Genomic DNA, 17,890 nt, shown 5'->3' with positions numbered 1-17,890 from the left:
GATTGAAAGTCAGTGACTTGTAATCAATGAATACCGTCTCACTGACTTCGAGTCAACGAGCTGTTAGCGTGGAGCCCATGACCCGCGCCGCCTCCGCCGCCGCCACCAGGGAGAAGGTCCTGGCCGCCGCACGTGAGCTGTTCATGACCTCGGGCTACGACGACGTCAAGGCCGCCGACATCGCACGGGCGGCCGGCGTCGCGCACGGGTTGGTGTTCCACCACTTCGGCAGCAAGCAGGGCCTCTACGGCGAGGTGCTGTGCGCCATCGGGGCCGAGGTGCTCAACCTGCACGTCAGCGACCCGGCCGTGCCGCTGGGCAGGCGGATCCGCCAGTCCCACAAGGCGCACCTGACATACCTGGCCGCCCACCGCGACCTGGCGCTGAACCTCTTGCTGCAGCCGTGGGGCGTCGAGGAGTCGTTCGACCGCGTGCGCGACGACGGCAACCGGAAGCTGTGCGAGAACCTGGGACTGGACTTCGCACGACCGGCGGTCAGGGCCGTGATGCGGATGTACACGACGGCGGCCGACCAGCTTGCACGCGACCACCTGCTGAGCGAGCACGCGTTCGACGTCGACCAGGTCACGGAGATGCTCATGACCGTGCTCGCGGGCGCGCTGCGGGCGGCGCGGATCGCCGACCCGTCGCTGGAGGTCGAGAAGGCGCTGGAGGAACTGGCGCAGCCCTAGCCCGACCGCCGCGGGCAGTGGCCCAGCACAGCTCGACCGGTAGTGGACCTGCCGCCCCGCACGACCTCACCCGAGGCTGGAACGCACTTCCACGACCCGGTGAGGACGAGCGATGAGCGATGACGAACGGCCGGCGCACGACGAGGACAGGACCGTCAGCCGCCGCCGGTTCCTGTACCTGACGGGTGCGGGCGGTCTGGTGCTGGCGGTCGCGAGGGCCGGCAGAACAGGACCCGGCGAGACGACGGCGGACGTCGCACTCACCGCCACCGCCACCCGCACGCTGCACCTGAGGCGCCGCGAGGACGCCCTCAACCTCAGGATCGACCTGTTCAACGCCGACCTGGCGGCGAACGGGACGGAGCTGCGCAAGGTCGCCGCGGGCAGTGCGTTCATGGTGGTGCACTTCCCGCCGCAGGCCGTGCTGGAGAAGCAGCTCGCCGCTCCGCTGACCAGTGGTGACCTGCCGCTCGCCACGAGGGTCGCCGGACCGAGCCGGCTGGCCTTCGACATCACCTCCGCCCTGCCGATGGCCACGACGGTGGACGCCCTGCTGGCGTGGGCCGCGTTCACGCCGCGGCTGACCGCGACCGCCACCGCCACGCAGACCGCGTCCGCGCTCGTGGCGCCGATCGACACCGAGACGGCGCTGGAGCTGCCGTGGCGGGTGCTGCTGTCCCCCGACGAGAACCAGGGGTGGCGGCACTCCGCGGGACCGGTGACGCGCAACGGGTGGACCGAGCTGTGGCACACCCGGCTCGCGGCCAAGACCGGTCAGGAGAACGCCGAGGCCCGTGCGCTGCGGGCGATCTGGCTCGCGGACCCGCAGATGGCGTCGTGGGTGCGCACTCCGTCGTCAGTGCCCGAAGCCGACGACGTCCTGCACGTGCTCGGGCCGAGGCAGCGGTTCGCGCTCGTCCGCCTGAGCGCCGATCCGACGCTGCGCACCGGGCTCGACCCGTCCCTGCCCAAACCCGTCGAGGCCACCGGGGTCGCGTTGAGCAGCCTCGGCGCGACCTTCGAAGCCGAGGGGACCTGGAGCTACCCGTCCACGAGCTCGTTGCAGCTCAAGGGATGGCAGCACAGGGCCAGTCTCGGGCGCGACCACCTGGTGCGCACCGAGAACGCGGGATTCCTGTTCCCGTACGGACATCGCGCCTCGCTGGTCGACGTCGCGGAACGCCGGTTCGGGCGCAGGCCCAACCCCGACGGCACGCCCGGACCGTGGTACGCCTACCTGCACCGGACCCAGCACATCGTCGTGCAGCAGACGAGACGCACCTACTGGGCCGACACCACGCTCGCACGGCGCGGGCGCGAGGTGCCGTTCGCCGCGATCGAGGTCCTCACGCGCATCACCCCGCCGCTGGCCACACCGCAGGACTTCGCCGGCGGTCGGATCGCCGCCTCGTTCATCCCGAAGGCCGCGTCGGCACCGACGGCGCCGCTCCCCTTCCACCTGCGCGGCGTCGACCACGACGGGCAGGTGGTCGACTTCACCGTTCCGGTGGTGTTCGTGCCGGACTCCACGACCACTTCGCAGAACGCGGACGACCTGCTCGACGCGATCCACACCGCCTACAACACCCGCACCACCACCGAGGTCCTCGCCCTGCGGACCGCGGAGACGGGCGGGCACAAGGTCGCGCTGGCGCACCGCGGCACCTACCCGGCCGGCAGCACCGCGAGCAACGTGGACCGGATCGTGTTCGGCTCCGCGAAGACGACCGGCCAGGTTCCGTTCCACCCCGTGCTGGAACGGGCCGTGGTGCGGTTGCCGGAGGTCGCCGCGCTGACCGGCGGGGCGGTGGGGGCGACACCGTTCGAGTACGCCGAGGCCTACCTCGTCAACGGGATCGACCACTCCACGAACAACCCCGGCGGGGTCTACCTCGCGCTGCACCCGGCAGCGCCGCAGACACCGCTCGCGTTCTCGGCCGCCGCCACCGGTGGCATGGCGACGCCGAGCGGTGACATCAAAGCCATGTCCGCCAAGAACGGTCCGGTCACCGTCGTGCCGGTCGACGCGGCCAAGGAGGTGTACGACCCGGCGAAGATGTTCGGTGACGTCACCAAGGCCAAGGTGCTCGGCGGCGTTCCCGTCAAGGACCTGCTGCCCGCGCTCACCTCACCGCCGGCGTCCATTCCGGACAACGCCCCCAGGATGAGCCACCGGCTGCGCGACGACATCGGCGCCCACGAGTGGACCATGCTCTGGACGCCGAAGATCGAGGCGGGGCCCAAGGCGCTGCCGGTGTTCGAGCCGCTGGGGACGACCGACCCGCTCACCGTCCTCGCCGTCTACACGCACCCGGTCGACGCGAGCGTCGAGTCCGGCTACCGCGTCAACGCCGAGCTGCGCGACTTCGCCCTGCACCTGTTCGGCACCACCGGGCCGCGGCGGATCATCTCGCTGGAGTTCGACTTCCTGCGGTACTCCTCTGGCAGCGGCAGCAAGACGGCCGTGGACTGCGGGCTGCGCGAGGTCAGCTTCCACAACGCCTTCAAGTACGTCGAGGAACTGGCCGAGCTGTGCTCGTTCCTGGGCAGCAAGCTGGAGATCACCGCGGGCACCGGTGGCGTCGAGGCGGGGCTGCGGTTCGCGGTGCCGACGATCCCGCTGGGAGTGCTGCAGATCAGCGAGCTGACGGTGCACGCCGCCGTGGCCATCCCGTTCGACGGCAGCGCGGTGCGGGTGAACTTCGACCTGAACACCCGCGAACGGCCGTTCTCGTTGCGCATCTTCGGGTTCACCGGCGGCGGCTACGCCGGGGTGGCGCTCGGGGCCGACGGCCTGGAACGGCTGGAGGTCGGCTTCGTCTTCGGCGCGGCGCTGGCGCTCGACCTGGGCGTCGCCAGCGGCGGCATCGAGGCCCTCGGCGGCATCTCGTACCTGCTGGAGAAGGTCGAGGTCGTCGAGAACGGCACCGAGGTCATCCGCCAGCAGGCCGGTCTCGCTGCCTACCTGCGGATGCGCGGCAGCCTGCGGTTCCTCGGCCTGGTGTCCGTGTCGGTCGAGTTCTACCTCGGCCTCACCTACCAGGAGAAGGCCGACGGCAGCTCGGTGCTCGTCGGCGAGGCCAGCATCACCGTGTCCATCGAGCTGTGGCTGTTCAGCGAGACGTTCACCGTCCGCACCCGCCGCGAGTTCGCCAAGACGCCCGCACCGTCGGCCCGGCGCGCGGCCCTCGCCGCCGCACCCGAGCTGCCGGCCCACCCGTTCGGCGCCGCCTTCACCCAGCAGGACTGGGCCGGGTACTGCGCCGCGTTCGCCCCCGTCGGAGCCTGATCATGAGCAAGCAGACCATCACCTGGACCGTCCTGCCGGGCGGGGTCACCACCGGCCTGGACCTCGTCCGGTTCTCCGTGCACGTCGCGCCGCGGCTGCTGCCCACGGCCGGCTCCGCGCAGCTGAGCGCCTTCCCCGACTGGACCGACTGGCCCGCCAGGGTGGCCGCGGCGGCGTTCCAGCTGGAGTTCCCCGGTGTCCTCGACCAGAGCGGCAGACCCGTGCGCGCCACGGCCAGACGCGTGTCCACACCGGTGAGCCGGCACTGGACCGCGTTGTTCACGCCCACCTCGCACGTCCAAGGGCACGCGCTGACCCGGTTCGCCCGCCGGCGCATCCGCTCCTACCCCACCCAGCACGTGCGCGACTTCGTGCACCAGCGCTACGGGCGGTTCGGCGCGCGGTTCCCCGAGGAGTTCCCGACGCTCGACGAACTCACCGCGAGCGACGCGTTCGGTGCCGTCGGGTTCGAGTTCGACGGCGACCACTCCGGACCCGGCCTGGACCGCAAGCAACGGCTGCGCGACCGGCTGGAGGCCCTGTTCAGCCTCGACCCGCAGGACCCCGCGCGGTGGGCGGTGCCGTTCCGGCCGGGCGACGCCTCGACCGCCGACGGTGTCGCGCTGACGTTCCTGCAGGCCGAGCGGTTCCACCGCAGGCGCGCGCCGGTGACCGGCGACCTGCCGCCGCTGGCCGCGCCGAAGCTGGACTTCCACCAGGCCGTCGCGATGACCCGCGAGCACCACCACCTCCAGCGGCTGCTGGGACTGGTCCTCGACTTCGAGTCGGCCGATCCGGCCGTGCTGAACCTGGTGCGCGGCAACGAGCGGGTCACCGGTGTCCGGGTGGTCACCGACCTGAAACCGTTGCTGGGCAGCGAGTCCGAGGTGCACGTGCGGCCGCTGATGCGCTGCCGGATCGGCAAGGGCGCGCGGCACGTGTTCGCCGCGAGCCCGCTCGACACCGACAGCGACCTGCGCGACGGGCTGCTGCGGGTCGGCGAGACCGACCGGTTCGCCGTGGTGCAGGTCGATCCCGACGCCGCGGCGCTGGCCGTGCGGCAGTTCGCCGACACGGTCACCCGGCTGCGGGTCGAGCGCGGCGGGCAGGTGGTCAAGCGCAGTGCGACCACACCGGACGAGCACGCGCTGCCGGCGTTGCGCACGGCCGGCTTCTCGGTGGGCCGGCTGTCGCGGGCGGTCCGGCTGGCGCAGAAGGTCGAACGCGGCCGGCAGGTCAACGACGCGGCGTTCACCTCCGGCGGTGACAAGATCACCGACGACGTCGAGCTCACCGCCGACGACGTCGTGCGCGGCTACCGGTGGGACGTGCGCGACGAGACCGCCGGCCAGTGGTTCTCCCTGATGTGGCGCGACGGCGCGTACGTGTTCGTGCGCAGCGGTGACGAGAACGTGAAGGTGCTGGAGGAGACGGCCGCGCAGACCGCGCCCACGACCTCCGGTGCCGGCGGCGACGAGGACCTGTACCTGCAGGAGTCGCTGGTGCACTGGGCGGGCTGGAGCCTCGCCGTCGGCCGGCCCGGCAAATCGCTGGCCGGCGACAACGGGCTCGCCGACGGCAGCGGCTCAGCCGACCCGGACTTCCCGTTCCGCACCACGTTCGGTGCCCGTGCGCTGCCGCGGCTGCGGTTCGGGCGCCGCTACCGGCTGCGGGCGCGGGCGGTGGACATCGCCGGCAACTCGCTGACCACCGAGCAGGCCGACGCGCTCACCGACTCGGCGCTGAGCACCGCGGCGGAGACGTTCCGCCGGTTCGAACCGGTCTCCGCTCCCGAGGTGCTGCTGCGGTCGGTGCCGGGTGCGGCCGAGTCGCTGGAGGTGATGGTGCTGCGCGGCAACACCGGCAGCGACACGAACGTCGGCACCGCCGACCGGCACGTGCTGCCGCCGCGCACCACCGTCCAGGTCGCCGAGCAGCACGGCATGCTCGACCGGACCACCACCGGCCGGCCGGTGGACGCCGTCGCCTACGCCGACCTGGCCGCACGGGACGCCGCCGTGCTGGAGCAGCACTCCTCGGCGCGCACCCTGCCGGCACCCGCTGACCGGCACTGGTACTACGACACCGACCAGCTGCCCGTTCCCCACCTTCCGGAACCGCTGGCGCGGCGCATCCTCGTGCGCGGACTGCCCGGCGCCACCACGTCCACGACGATCACCGCGGCCGACCCGGCGACGTGGCCGAACGCCAAGGGTTTCCGCATCCGCCTCCAGCAGGGCACGGCGGGCTGGTCGTGGAACGGGACCGACCGCGTGCTGACCGTGCGGCTCATGCCGGGCGACAGCTACCGGCTCCAGCTCTCCGCCCAGTTCGACGCTGCCGACCTGGACCTGATGGCGCTGTGGCCGCTGGTCGAGCAGGGCGCTGCCGAGTGGAACGCCGCCCATCCCGGCAACCAGGTCAGCGTGACCGCGCTGCGGCAGTCGGTCGTCGGCGGACGGCACTGGATGTTCACCCCGGCCAGGACGCTGACGCTGACGCACGCCGTGCGCACCCCACTCGCCGTGCCGGGCATCGGCTCCGTCACCGCCCGGCGGCCGGTCGAGGGGCAGGCCGGCTCGACGCACGTGGTGCTCGGCCCGTCCGTGCAGGTCAGCCGCAAGAGCACCAGCAGCGTGGAGTTCGCCGGAAGCTGGCGGATGCCGGTGGACGACGGCGTCACGGAACCGGTGCTCGACCGCGCGTTCCGGGCCGCGCCGATCACCGTGCCGGTCAGCCAGGTGCACGGGCCGGCGCCGGTGACGGAGACCCTGGAGTTCCAGGCACGGCACGAGTTCGGCGACACCAAGCACCGGCGCGTGCGGTACGAGGCGCGGGCGGTGACCTGCTTCAGCGAGTTCTTCCGCGAACGCAGGGAGGTCGCCTTCAGCGGCACGCAGCACACCCTCGGCGTGCCGATCGACCCCGCCCACCTGGTCGTGGCCGACAGGGACACGCACCGGCAGTACCGGCAGGCCCCGCCGGGGAGCAGCCCGGAGCACGCGTCCGGCGACTACGTGGTCACCGACGCGGCCACCGGCACGTTCCGGCGCACCAACGGCGGCAGCCTCACCACGGGCCGCACGCTGGAGGTGTCGTTCGTCCGCCCGGACACGCGCAGCGCGCCTGCGGTGCTGGAGCAGAACATCCCCAGCACCGCCCGTCCGGCCGCGCCCAGGATCCGCCAGGTCCTGCCGGTCTTCCGCTGGGAGAACCCGGCGCCGGGCCAGAGCGTGCGGCGCGGCGGCGGGCTGCGGGTGTACCTGGAGCGGCCGTGGTTCTCCAGCGGTGACGGGGAGAAGCTCGCCGTGCTCATGTGGCCGGACACGGTCAACGACGCACCGGAGCACCTGCGCAACGTCGTCACGGCCTGGGGCGCCGACGCGGCGATGCACTCGACCGTGATGCCCGACGACGTGACCGCGAGCTCGTTCCCGCAGGCCGCGATCTACGGCACGGGCATGGCGGTGCCGGAGTTCCCGGACACCCAACTGAAGTTCGCCGCGTACGACGTGGCCTACGACTCGGCGCGCGGGCTGTGGTTCTGCGACATCCGCATCACTCGCACCGGTGACGACCCGCTGAAGAGCTACTTCCCGTTCGTGCGCCTGGCGTTGGCCCGCTACCAGCCCAGCTCGATCCCCGGCCACCACCTGTCCGCGGTGGCGACCGCGGACTTCACCCAGCTCGCACCGGACCGGGCGGTCGTGGTCACCGGCAGCGGCTCCACCCGGACCGTGCAGGTGACCGGCCCCGGTCCCTCGCTCACCCACTCGGGCCGTCCCAACGAGGTCAGGGTGACCGTGGAGCGGCAGCTCGACGGCGTGACCGACCCGGTGCTGCGCTGGCAGCCCGCCGGCGGCGGCTTCGCCACCACGATCTCCACCCCGGTCAACGACAGCGGCGTCCACACCTGGACCGGCACGGTCACGCTGCCCACCGGGGCCGGGGCGCTGCGGCTGGCCGTCGAGGAGTTCGAGGTCCACCGCGACGGCAACGGCGGCACCGCCGCCACCCGCCTGGTCCACACCGACACCGTCGCACTGTCCTGAAAGGAGTGTGCCGTGCCACTGGGCATGACGGAGATCCTGCTCGTGCTGCTCGTCGTGGTGCTGCTGTTCGGCGCGAGCCGACTGCCGAAGCTGGCCAGGTCCATCTCGGACGCCCGCAGGGAGCTGCGCCGCGGCGGCGATGACGACAGCAAGTCCTGACACGGCACGGCGCCGTCCCCCTCCGCAGAGGGGAACGGCGCCGTGCCTGCTCGTCTCAGGCGCTGCCACCGCCCTCGCCGCCACCGCCCTCGCGCTCGGCGTCCTGCTGCGCCACCGGGTCGGCACCGGTCACCGCTGCCGCCGGTCCCGCGGTGACCGCGAATGCCGCGGCCAAGGCCAGTGCGGCCGCCAGAACTGCTTTGCGGACGTTCATGAGAACCCCTCCCCTTCGTTCTTCCTGCGTTCGCCGCGCGGACTGCGCGGGAGTCGTCGAGCGGCCCGCACTACAGGCCGCACGCCCGGTCGGTGACGGCGTGGTCGGCGCGCAGCACGGTGGTGAGCGCGTCCAGTGCCGTGCGCAGCGCCCGGTCGGACAGGTGCCCGTGCCCGAACACCAGTGCGTTGCCCGCCGGGCGGCCGGGCAGGTGGTAGGCCGCCAGCACCGGCACCACCACGCCGCGCAGGCGCAGCTCGGCCTGCACCTGCGCGGCGCGGACGTGGTCGGGCAGGTGCACCACGACCACGCCCGGCACACCCGGTGCCGCGAGCCGCAGGGGCGCGAGAGCCGCGCGCACCAGGACGTCCTTGCGGGCGAACGACCGCTCCAGCCGCCGCAGCCTGCGCGTCACGTGCCCCTCGGCCAGCAGGTGCGCCATGGCGGACTGCGCCACGGCGGAGGGCTGGTCGTGGCCGCGGCGCACGCTGCGCGTCACCTCGTCGGCGCGGCTGCGGTGCACCAGCACGTAACCGACGTGCAGCGACGGGTCGAAGACCGTGCGGAAGTCGCCCACCACCACGACCCGCGGGCCGGCCAGGTGCAGCAGCCTCGGCAGCGGTGCCGCGGACGGCGCGATGTGGTCCACCGCCACCGCCACCACGTACCCGTCCTCGCGCCGGGCCCAGTCGGCCAGCTGGCCGCGGCGCAACGCGGGCAGCACCGCGCCCGCGGGCACCTGCCCGTCAGGTGAGACCACGACGGCCGTGCAGGACGGCGGCACCACACCGGTCCACTGGCCGTCCCGGTCCGCGGGCAGCGCCACGGCCGTGGCCCCCGCGTACTCGACCGCCTGCCCCAGCGCGGGCGGTGCCGGGTCCTGCACCGCGACGCGTCCGCGACCGGCCAAGGCGGCCAGCACGTGCTGCACGCCCTGCGGCACACCGGTGGTGATCAGCACCTCGTGGTCGTCCGCCACCAGGCCGCGCGTGCGGCGCAGGTGCTCGACCACCGCCTGGCGCAGCTCCGGCAGCCCACCGGCGGGCAGGTCGCACGTCAGCGGCGGCTGGAAGCTCGCGTGCCGCCACGCCGCACGCCACGCGGCCAGCGGGAAGTCGTCGCGGGTGGCCTGACCCGGCGTGCAGTCGACCAGCTCGGCACCGGCCTTCGGCGCGGGCAGCGTGCGCACGGCGGCCGTGCGGCCCGCGACGTAGGTGCCCGAACCGCGGCGGCTCTCCAGGTAGCCGCGCGAGTAGAGGATCTCGTAGGCCGCCAGCGCCACGCCGCGCGAGACGTCCAGCCGCTCGGAGAGCGTCCGGGTGGACGGCAGCCGGTGGCCGCTGGCCAGCTGACCCCGGTCGACCGCCGCGGCGAGCTGGTCGGCCAGCTGTTCCTGCAACGGCCTGCCGGTACCGCGGTCCAGCCCGATCGGGACCGTCAGGCTCTCCTGGTCGCGCATCGTTCCCCCTGTCCTGCGAACGCCTCCCCGGCCGCGTCCAGACCGACCCGCGTCGCCTCGACGATCCGCTCGAAGGGCACCCCGGCCCTGCGGAAGGTCAGCTCCAGGTGGTCCGGCGTGCCGCCGCCGAAGAGGCCGAAATAGGTGTCGTCGCCCGGTATCGCCAGGCAGCAGACGAATGCCGTGGTTCCCCTACCAGCGGCCACCACGGAGCACATCGCCGCGGCGACCTCCTCCGCGGCCGCGCCGGGCAGGTAGCACTCCACCAGGAACAGCTGACCCGCCGGCTCCGTCGTCATGCGGTCAAGCCTGCGGCGGGGACACCCTCGCGGGAATCGGGGAACGACCCCACAGTCAGTCCCGCGGCTCCCGCAGGAACCCCAACCGGCTCAGCTCGCGCCGGGTGCGCACACCGGTCTTGCGGTAGATCCGGCTCAGGTGCGCCTCGACGGTCTTGGTCGTCACGTACGCCGCCGCGGCCGCCTCGCGGTTGCTCAGCCCGCCGGCCACGAGCCGGGCGATGTGCAGCTCGGTCGCGGTCAGGCCGTGCTCGTCGTCGCGGCGCAACCCCAGGCGGCTCAGCTCCGTGTCGGCCTCGGCCGCCCACCGGCGTGCGCCCAGCCGTTCGAACTCGTGCCTGGCGGCCAGCAGCAGCTCCCGCGCCAGGAGCTTCTCCTTGCGGCGCCTCATGATCCGGCCGCGCACGAGGTCGGCGCGGGCGCGTTCGAAGGGCATCGGCAGCTCCGGCGCTGCCTCCGCCGCCTCCTGCGCGCCCGCGAGGTCCCCGCGCGCCATCCGCACCAGGGCGGCGGACCGGGCGGCCACCGCGGTGACCCACGGGCGGGGCGCGCGGTCGCGGCGCAGCTCCAGGTCCGCGAGCAGCGCCTCGGCCTCCGCGACCAGCCCCAGCTCCGCGCTCACCTCCACCAGGTCGCCGTACAGGGAGCTGAGCGGGAAGTCGCCCAGCCCGACCGCCGAGCACAGCTCCAGCGCGGCGAGCAGGTGCTCCCTGGCCGCCGCCGGTTCGTGCCGGGACAGCTCGGTGAAGCCCAGCACGGCCCGCAGGTGCACGGTGACCCACGAGTCGTCGAGGTCGGTGGCGATGCGCAGCCCCTCCGTCGCCGCCTCCCAGGCCTCGTCGTGGTCGCCGCGGTGGGCGTCGACGAGGGCGCGGGTGTAGAGGGCGTAGGCGACCCACGGTCGTTGCCCGGTCTGCTCGGCGGCGTCGACGGCTTCCGCTGCCTCCGCGGCGGCCAGTGACCAGTCACCCAGCCAGACGTCCAGCTCGGCCAGGTGCACCAGCTCGTGCACGGCGATCGCCTCGTCGCCCCGGTCCAGCGAGGCGCGGCGCGACAAGGCGAACTCCTGCCGCCCGCGCACCGGGTCGGTGTACTTGGCGACCACGCGCAGCAGGCTGCGGGCCGCCCTGGCGTCCCGGTTCTGGGCCGTCGGCGAGACCAGCTCCGCTGCCCGCCGCAGGTAGTCGTGGTGCAGGCCCAGTCCGGCGAGCAGCTTGTAGTAGGCGCTGCTGACGAGGATGCACGCCACCAGGTCGTCGGGCGCCTCCTCCTCGTGGCCGGTGATCTCGTCGAGCGCCTGGTGGGTGTTGCGGTAGCGCTCGGCGGTGTCGTTCTGGCAGAACAACGACCGGCGCAGGTACGTCGTCGCGCGCAGCACCGGGTTGTCCCCCGCGCAGGCCAGCGCCTCGTCGCTGAGCGCGGTCGCCTCCACCGGGCCGCCGCCGAAGAACACCGCGACCGCGAGCTCCAGCAACGCCACCGCGCGGTGCGGGCCGGCGGGCAGATCGGCCACGGCGGCCTCGAACAGCTCGCGGGCCCGTTGCGCGTCCCCGGCGGAGAACAGGCACTGCGCGGCGGCGACCCGCAGCCCGGCCCTGCGTTCCGGTTCGGTGACGTGACCGGCCGCCAGCTCCCACAGCCGGGCCGCGTTCTCGAGCGCACCGCGCTGCTGGGCCAGGTGCGCGGCCTCGCCCAGGGCGTCGGCCACCTCGGGAGCGGGGCCGCTCGCCCCGAACGCCAGGTGCAGGGCGCGGGTCTCCGGGTCGTCCAGCACCTCCGCGAGCCGCCGGTGCACCCGGCGGCGGCGCCCGTTCGGCGCGGCCGAGTAGACGGCGGACCGCAGCAGCGGGTGCGTGAACCGGACGGCGCCCGCCAGCACCTCCACCACACCGTGGTCCTCCGCGTCGGCCAGCGCCTCGTCCGCCGACTCGGCGTCGCCCATGGCGCGGGCGACCAGGTCGACGGTGGGCTGCGCCAGCGCCGAGGCGTAGAGCAGGGCCTCCCTGCTGTGGGCGGGCAGCGCGACCATCCGGTCGGTGAGCAGCTCACCCAACGCGCGCGGGGTCGGCAGCGGAAGTCCTGGCGCACCACCGTCGTCCAGCACACCGGCGAGCTCCAGCGCGTAGAACGGGTTGCCGCCGCTGGCCCGCTGGAGGCGGACGAGCGTGGGCCGGGGCAGCGGCGCACCGACCGCACCGCGCACCAACCGGTGCAGCGCGCCGATGCTCAACCCGCTCAGCCGCAGGTGCACCAGGTGGTCCTGCCCGGCCAGCCCGAGCGGCGCGGCACCGCCGTCCCCGTCGCGCACGGACACCACGACCGCCACGCGTTCCCCGGCCAACCGGCGCACCACGTACGCGAGCACCCGGCCGCTGGACTCGTCCAGCCACTGCACGTCGTCCACGGCCAGCACGAGCGGTGCGGTGGCGGCCAGCGAGCGGACGACGTTGAGCGCGGCCAGGCACACCGCACGCTGGTCACCCGCGCCCTCGCCGGCCTGGCGGCGCAGCAGCGCCACCTCCAGCGCGGTGCGCTGTGGTTGCGGCAGAAGCGTGAAAGCGCTGTCCGGCAAGCGGTCGAACAGGTCGACCAGACCGCCGAACGCCAGCTGGGCCTCCGACTCGACCGGACGGCACGACAGGACCGTGCAGCCGCGCTCCGCCGCGTCGGCCAGCACCCGCTCCCACAGCGCGCTCTTGCCGATCCCCGCCTCGCCGGACAGCAGCAACCGCGCGGTGCGCTCCTGCGCCCGTGCGAGGACCTCCGCCGCCGCAGCGAGTTCGCGCTCCCGTCCCACCAGCTGCGAACCGGCCACGCTCCCCCTTCCGCCCGCCACAACGGTAATGGCGCCGGTGATCTCCCGCGCGGATTTTTCGGCGACCTCCCGCAGTGGTCCACCCCTTCCGCGGGGGCAGTGGGCCTGTCCGGTCCGGCGTCGCGCGGCGATCGTTGTGCTTCCAAGCCTTTTTCGACACCCGAGGAGTGGTGAGCGATGTCTGCAGCGAAGGCGCGTGCCCGGTGGGTGACCGCACTGGTCGTGCTCACCGCGAGCGGCCTGGTCACCGGCGCCCCGCCGGGAGCGCACGCCGCGCGAGGATCCGAGGCCTGCGCGCTGAGACCGAACCCGCACGTCTCCGACCGGCACCAGTGGCGCAGCTGCGTCTCCGTCTCGGCCGGGCTCGCCGCCCTGCCCGCCGTGGGCGAGTCCGCGGTGCTGACCGTGGAGGTCGCCGCCCAGTTCGCCCGCCCCGACGTGCGCGTCGAGGTGGACCTGCCGGCGGGCCTTGAATGGGAACAGGTGCCCGCGGGCCTCGGCAGCCGCCAGGTCACCCCGGCCACGCCCGCCGACCGCGGTGGGGTGCGTCGCGCCGAGGGCGGCACGGCACTGGCCGCGGGCGGCACCCAGCGGTTCACCGGCCGGGTCAGGGCCACCGCGGCCGGTCCCGCCGACATCGCGGTGCGCGCGGTGTCCGCCGGTGACGAGCACTCCCCGATCCCCGCCGACCACGTGTACCTCACCGTCGCCGACCGCGGCGGCAAGTCCTCCCCCGGCATGGCGGGCTCCGCGCACACCACCACCGCACCGGCCGTGGTCACCGCCGGTCGCGTCGCCCCGCAGCTGACCCACCGCCCCGCCGCCACCACCCCCGCCAGGCCCACCGCTCAGGTCGAGGGGACCACCGCGCTGGCCGGAACGGCCTGCGTCACCGGCGGCTGGGCCTACACCGACAACCTCGCCGTCGTCCGCAGCTCCCCCAACTACGGGGTGCAGGTGTGGGACCGCGACGTCAACGACGCCCACGACCTGCTCGGCGTGGTCGCCACCGACGGCGCGGGCAACTACTCCGTCTGCTTCGACAACACCGACACCGACGGCGGTGTCGCCAACGGCGGCCAGGACATCTACGTCCGGTTCGTCGCCGAGAACAACATGTGGCGGGTGCAGGAGACCGGCACCGGCACCGTCTACTCCTACGACAGCCCGGTCGCGGCCAACCTCGCCACGGGCACCACGCACAACTTCGGCCAGCTCCAGCCCGGTGACCCGCTGCACCAGCGCGGTGTGCAGGCCTACGACGCCATCAACGACTTCTGGAACTGGAAGCCGGGCGCCTGCTGGGACGCCAACGACGCCGGCGGCGCGACCTGCCCGCGGGTGGTCGTGAACTGGCGCTGGGACTCGGTCACCGGCACCTACTACGACCCGCCCACCCGGCAGATCCACCTGATGGCCAACGACCCGAACTCCCGCGACGTCACCGTGCACGAGGCCACGCACTCGGTGATGGACGACGTCTACGAGTTCAGCCCGGTGCCCGGCGCCGGTGGCCCGCACGGCGTCCACACCCACGGCACCGCGGGCCTGGCCTGGGTCGAGGGCTTCGCCGAGTGGACCCCCGTGCAGGTCTACAACGACCCGGTATGGAACTGGGCGGACGGCAACTGGATCGACCTGGAGAGCGCCACCTGGGGCTCGACCTGGAACCCGTGGTGGGGCAGCTTCCCGTGGGAGAACGGCGACACCGTGGAGGGCCGCGTCGCCGGCGCGCTGATCGACCTGTCCGACAGCACCGACGAGGCACCGTGGGACCGGCTGGCCGAGAGCGGCCGCAACCCCGGCAACATCTGGACGACGTTCCTGAACCACAAGTCCAACACGTTCGCCGAGTTCTGGGCCCACCGCACCGCCGACGGCTTCAACACCGCGGCCAACGGCGGCCTCGCGTCCCTCTACCAGAACACCATCGACTACACCTTCCGCGACCCGCTGGCCAACAACACCGCGGTGTCCCGGCCGACCCCGGTGCCGCACAACTTCTCCTTCAACACCACCACCAATGCGTGGTCCGTGGTGGCCCTGCGCTCACCGGCGGGCGCCGACTACGACCTGCGCGTGTACGACGACAAGGCCCAGACCGTGCAGAAGGGCGCGAGCCTGGCCGCCGGTGTCGTGGACTTCGTGGCGATCAACTCCAACTCGGGGACGACGCCGCTCGGCGACTTCTACCCGCGCGTCAACGCCTCCTCCGGCACCGGCGGCTACAGCCTGGAGCTGGCCCAGGGCTCGACCACGTTGCCCGCGGCGTCCGCGCAGTCCATCGCCATGTCCAGCACCAAGGTCGTGGCGGTGCGCGACACCAGCCTCACCGCGGGCGTGCCGGTGACCATCAAGGTCACGCCGGGCAGCGCCTCGCAGGACGCGGAGCTGTTCCTCGTCGGTTCGGTGGCCGGCCAGTCCGCCACCTACGTCCGCAGCCGCACCAGTGTCGCCGCCGGTGCCGCGGTCGGCGGTCCCGGCGCGGTGGAGACCATCACGTTCACCCCGCCGGCCACCGGCTGGTACGGCGTGGTGCTGGTGAACAAGGCGGGTAGCGGGACCTACACCCTGCAACGCCTCTGACCGCACGGTCGTGACGCGGGCCAGAACCTCCTGGCCCGCGTCGCCGCCGGAGCCGGCGTCGTGGAGCGCACCGGCAGCACCCGCCGGCGCTACGCGCCCGGGATCGTGAACTCGCCCTGGTTCAGCGTGCGCGGGTGGAAGTAGGCGGTCTGGACCTCCGCCGCCGTGTTGTTGCCGCGCAGGTGCTCCGACCAGATCATGAAGTAGCTCCACCGGGTCTGGGCGTCCAGGAACGCCGCGCTCGGCGCCTTCCCGGTCTCGGCGAGGGCGATCGGCTTGCCGGCGGCGATGTTCTGGACCTGCTGGTAGTCACCGGAACTGGGCAGGCCCTTGTACCAGACGTCGAGGGACACGACGTCCACGTACTGCGCGCCGGGGTAGTACGCGGCCCAGTTGCCGGCGGGGTTGTCCTGGACGTTCCACACCCAGATGAGGTTGTCGAGCCCCTTGCCCACCAGGTGGTCGCGGGTGATCTTGTAGAGCTTCGCGCTGCCCTCCGGTCCCGGCCGGTTGCCCCACCAGTTCCAGGCCTCGTTCATCTCGTGCAGCGGCCGGAACAGGACCGGCACACCCGCGTTCTTGAGCTGCTGCAGGTAGGGCACGACCTCGTCCAGGCGGCGCTTCCAGGCGTTGTTGAGCGCGGTGCCGCTGGTGACCACCTCGGTGAACTGGCTCTGGCCGATCTGCGTCTTCACCCCGCCGTCGAACTGGCAGGTGCTCGGGCCGGTGGGCGTGCACACGTGCCAGGTCAGGGCGACCAGGGACCCGTTGGCCCACTCGACCTTCGCCTGGTCGACCACCCGCTGCCGGTTCGCCACGTCCTCAGGCCGGAACATCAGGTCACCACCCCACAGTCCGGGGTACTGGCCGGTGATGTCCTTGACCTGCTGGGTGTACTGGCCGGGGTTGCTCGCCGGCTCCTTGTTGTGCTGACCGGACACGACGTACCGGCCGGTGACCGAACCCAGGTAGTCGATCACCTGCTGCCGTGACGACCTGGGGAACGCCTGCGCCGGCGGTGACACCGTGGCCAGGGCGGTCAGGACAACAACCAATGCCGCGCCGAAACGCTGCGGCGCTGTCTTCGTGTGTCGCACTCGCTCTCCTCCTCGTCGACCCCGCACCTCGTTCGGGCGGGACTGCGCGGTGGCTGCGGCGGCGAGCCGATTGACTAAAGCGCTTTATTTGTTTGTCTGCTCGAAGATAGACGCGTTCATCAGCTATGTCCATCGAACGCTTTAGCTACCTGCTAGGTTGAGATCACCAGCCAACGAGGAGGTCCGGGGTTGAAGCGGCCGACGATCTCCGACGTCGCACGCCGCGCGGGCGTGTCGATCAGCGCGGCGTCGTTCGCCCTCAACGGCCGCCCCGGCGTCTCCGACCGCACCCGTCAGCGCGTCCAGCGCGCCGCCGACGAGATCGGCTGGCACCGCAACAGCGCGGCCCGCGTCCTGTCCGGCGGCACCACGAACGTGATCGGTCTGGCACTCCCCCGCCCCGCCACGACCCTGGGCGTGGAACCGTTCTTCATGGAGCTCGTCAGCGGCATCGAGTCGGTGCTGGCCGCCCCCGGCTACGCGCTGATGATGCAGGTGGTGGCGAACGCCGACGCCGAGCTGGACGTCTACCGGTCCTGGTGGGGCGGCCACCGCGTGGACGGCGTGATCGTGGTCGACCTGCGCGCCGACGACCCCCGCATCCCCCTGCTGGAAGAACTGGCCCTGCCCACCGTCGTGGTCGGCGGCCCCACGGGCACCGGCACCCTCCCCCACGTCTGGGCCGACGACGCCGCAGCCGCCACCGACACCGTCGGCTACCTGGCCGCCCTGGGCCACCGCCGCATCGCCCGCATCGCCGGCCTCCCCGACCTGCTCCACACCCGCCGCCGCGACGAGGCGTTCCACACGGCAGCCACGTCGTGCACCCTCGACTCGGCCGACGTCGTGCACACCGACTACACCGGCCTGGAAGGCGCACAGGCCACCCGCCGGCTGCTCAGCTCCCCCACTCGCCCGACGGCGATCCTGTACGACAACAGCATCATGGCCGTGGCGGGCATGTCGGTGGCCGACGAGATGCGGCTCTCCGTTCCCGCGGACCTCTCGGTCGTGGCGTGGGACGACTCGCAGCTGTGCCAGGTGATGCGGCCGGCGATCACGGCACTGGCCCGGGACGTGGCCGGGTACGGGGCGCGGGTGGCGCGGTTGATGCTCGACGTGATCGCCGGCGGGGACGTGGAGGGTGCGGTGGAGGTGCCGGCTCCTCGGCTCGTGCCGCGGTCGACGACGGCGTTCGCGCAGCGCGGCCTGAGTCCCCGCTGAGTGC

11 protein-coding genes are annotated in these 17,890 nt (G+C 73.0%); 6 read left to right on the top strand and 5 right to left on the bottom strand.

Going from position 1 to position 17,890, the window contains the following annotated elements; translation table 11 throughout:
- The first annotated feature begins 77 nt into the window (after positions 1-77).
- The 4 genes from AB0A63_RS20330 (at position 78) to AB0A63_RS20315 (ending at position 8,192) form a co-directional block, all read left to right on the top strand.
- A complete protein-coding gene (locus AB0A63_RS20330) occupies positions 78-692 on the top strand; it encodes a helix-turn-helix domain-containing protein (protein WP_360393390.1) in 615 nt (204 codons plus the stop codon).
- A gap of 112 nt (positions 693-804) precedes the next feature.
- Positions 805-3,981: a hypothetical protein gene (locus tag AB0A63_RS20325; RefSeq protein WP_360393387.1), complete on the top strand. Its 3,177-nt coding sequence runs from the start codon at positions 805-807 to the stop codon at positions 3,979-3,981.
- 2 nt (positions 3,982-3,983) lie between these two features.
- Positions 3,984-8,033, top strand: a complete 4,050-nt coding sequence (locus AB0A63_RS20320) for a hypothetical protein (RefSeq protein WP_360393385.1) — start codon at positions 3,984-3,986, stop codon at positions 8,031-8,033.
- A 12-nt stretch (positions 8,034-8,045) separates the two neighbouring features.
- Positions 8,046-8,192, top strand: coding sequence for a twin-arginine translocase TatA/TatE family subunit (locus tag AB0A63_RS20315; RefSeq protein ID WP_360393382.1), 147 nt, complete (start codon positions 8,046-8,048; stop codon positions 8,190-8,192).
- Positions 8,193-8,247: 55 nt separating this feature from the next.
- Here AB0A63_RS20315 and AB0A63_RS20310 read toward each other — a convergent pair whose 3' ends face one another.
- The 4 genes from AB0A63_RS20310 to AB0A63_RS20295 form a co-directional block, all read right to left on the bottom strand.
- Positions 8,248-8,406: a hypothetical protein gene (locus AB0A63_RS20310; RefSeq protein WP_360393379.1), complete on the bottom strand. Its 159-nt coding sequence runs from the start codon at positions 8,404-8,406 to the stop codon at positions 8,248-8,250.
- 70 nt (positions 8,407-8,476) lie between these two features.
- Positions 8,477-9,865, bottom strand: coding sequence for a PLP-dependent aminotransferase family protein (locus tag AB0A63_RS20305; RefSeq protein ID WP_360393377.1), 1,389 nt, complete (start codon positions 9,863-9,865; stop codon positions 8,477-8,479).
- The gene (locus tag AB0A63_RS20300; RefSeq protein ID WP_360393374.1) at positions 9,844-10,164 is read right to left on the bottom strand and encodes a hypothetical protein; all 321 of its coding nucleotides are present in this window, start codon (positions 10,162-10,164) and stop codon (positions 9,844-9,846) included. Before AB0A63_RS20300 ends, AB0A63_RS20305 begins: the two co-directional genes overlap by 22 nt.
- Positions 10,165-10,219: 55 nt before the next feature.
- On the bottom strand, positions 10,220-12,979 hold the full coding sequence (locus tag AB0A63_RS20295) for an AAA family ATPase (RefSeq protein WP_360393371.1): 2,760 nt from the start codon (positions 12,977-12,979) through the stop codon (positions 10,220-10,222).
- Between the two features lie 177 nt (positions 12,980-13,156).
- Here AB0A63_RS20295 and AB0A63_RS20290 point away from each other — a divergent pair, with 177 nt between their 5' ends.
- On the top strand, positions 13,157-15,565 hold the full coding sequence (locus AB0A63_RS20290) for a hypothetical protein (RefSeq protein ID WP_360393368.1): 2,409 nt from the start codon (positions 13,157-13,159) through the stop codon (positions 15,563-15,565).
- A gap of 89 nt (positions 15,566-15,654) precedes the next feature.
- Here the strand turns inward: AB0A63_RS20290 and AB0A63_RS20285 are convergent, their stop codons facing one another.
- The gene (locus tag AB0A63_RS20285) at positions 15,655-16,662 is read right to left on the bottom strand and encodes a glycosyl hydrolase (RefSeq protein ID WP_360393365.1); all 1,008 of its coding nucleotides are present in this window, start codon (positions 16,660-16,662) and stop codon (positions 15,655-15,657) included.
- Between the two features lie 189 nt (positions 16,663-16,851).
- Here AB0A63_RS20285 and AB0A63_RS20280 point away from each other — a divergent pair, with 189 nt between their 5' ends.
- Positions 16,852-17,886 carry a LacI family DNA-binding transcriptional regulator gene (locus AB0A63_RS20280; protein ID WP_360393363.1) on the top strand — a complete coding sequence of 345 codons (1,035 nt, stop codon included), beginning with the start codon at positions 16,852-16,854 and terminating at the stop codon, positions 17,884-17,886.
- The last annotated feature ends 4 nt before the right edge of the window (positions 17,887-17,890 follow it).

The sequence above is a fragment of the Lentzea sp. NPDC042327 genome (assembly GCF_040647275.1).
Lineage (GTDB): Bacteria > Actinomycetota > Actinomycetes > Mycobacteriales > Pseudonocardiaceae > Lentzea.
The sequence above is the reverse complement of the archived record's forward strand: the minus strand, read 5'-3'. Positions and strand labels throughout refer to the sequence as shown.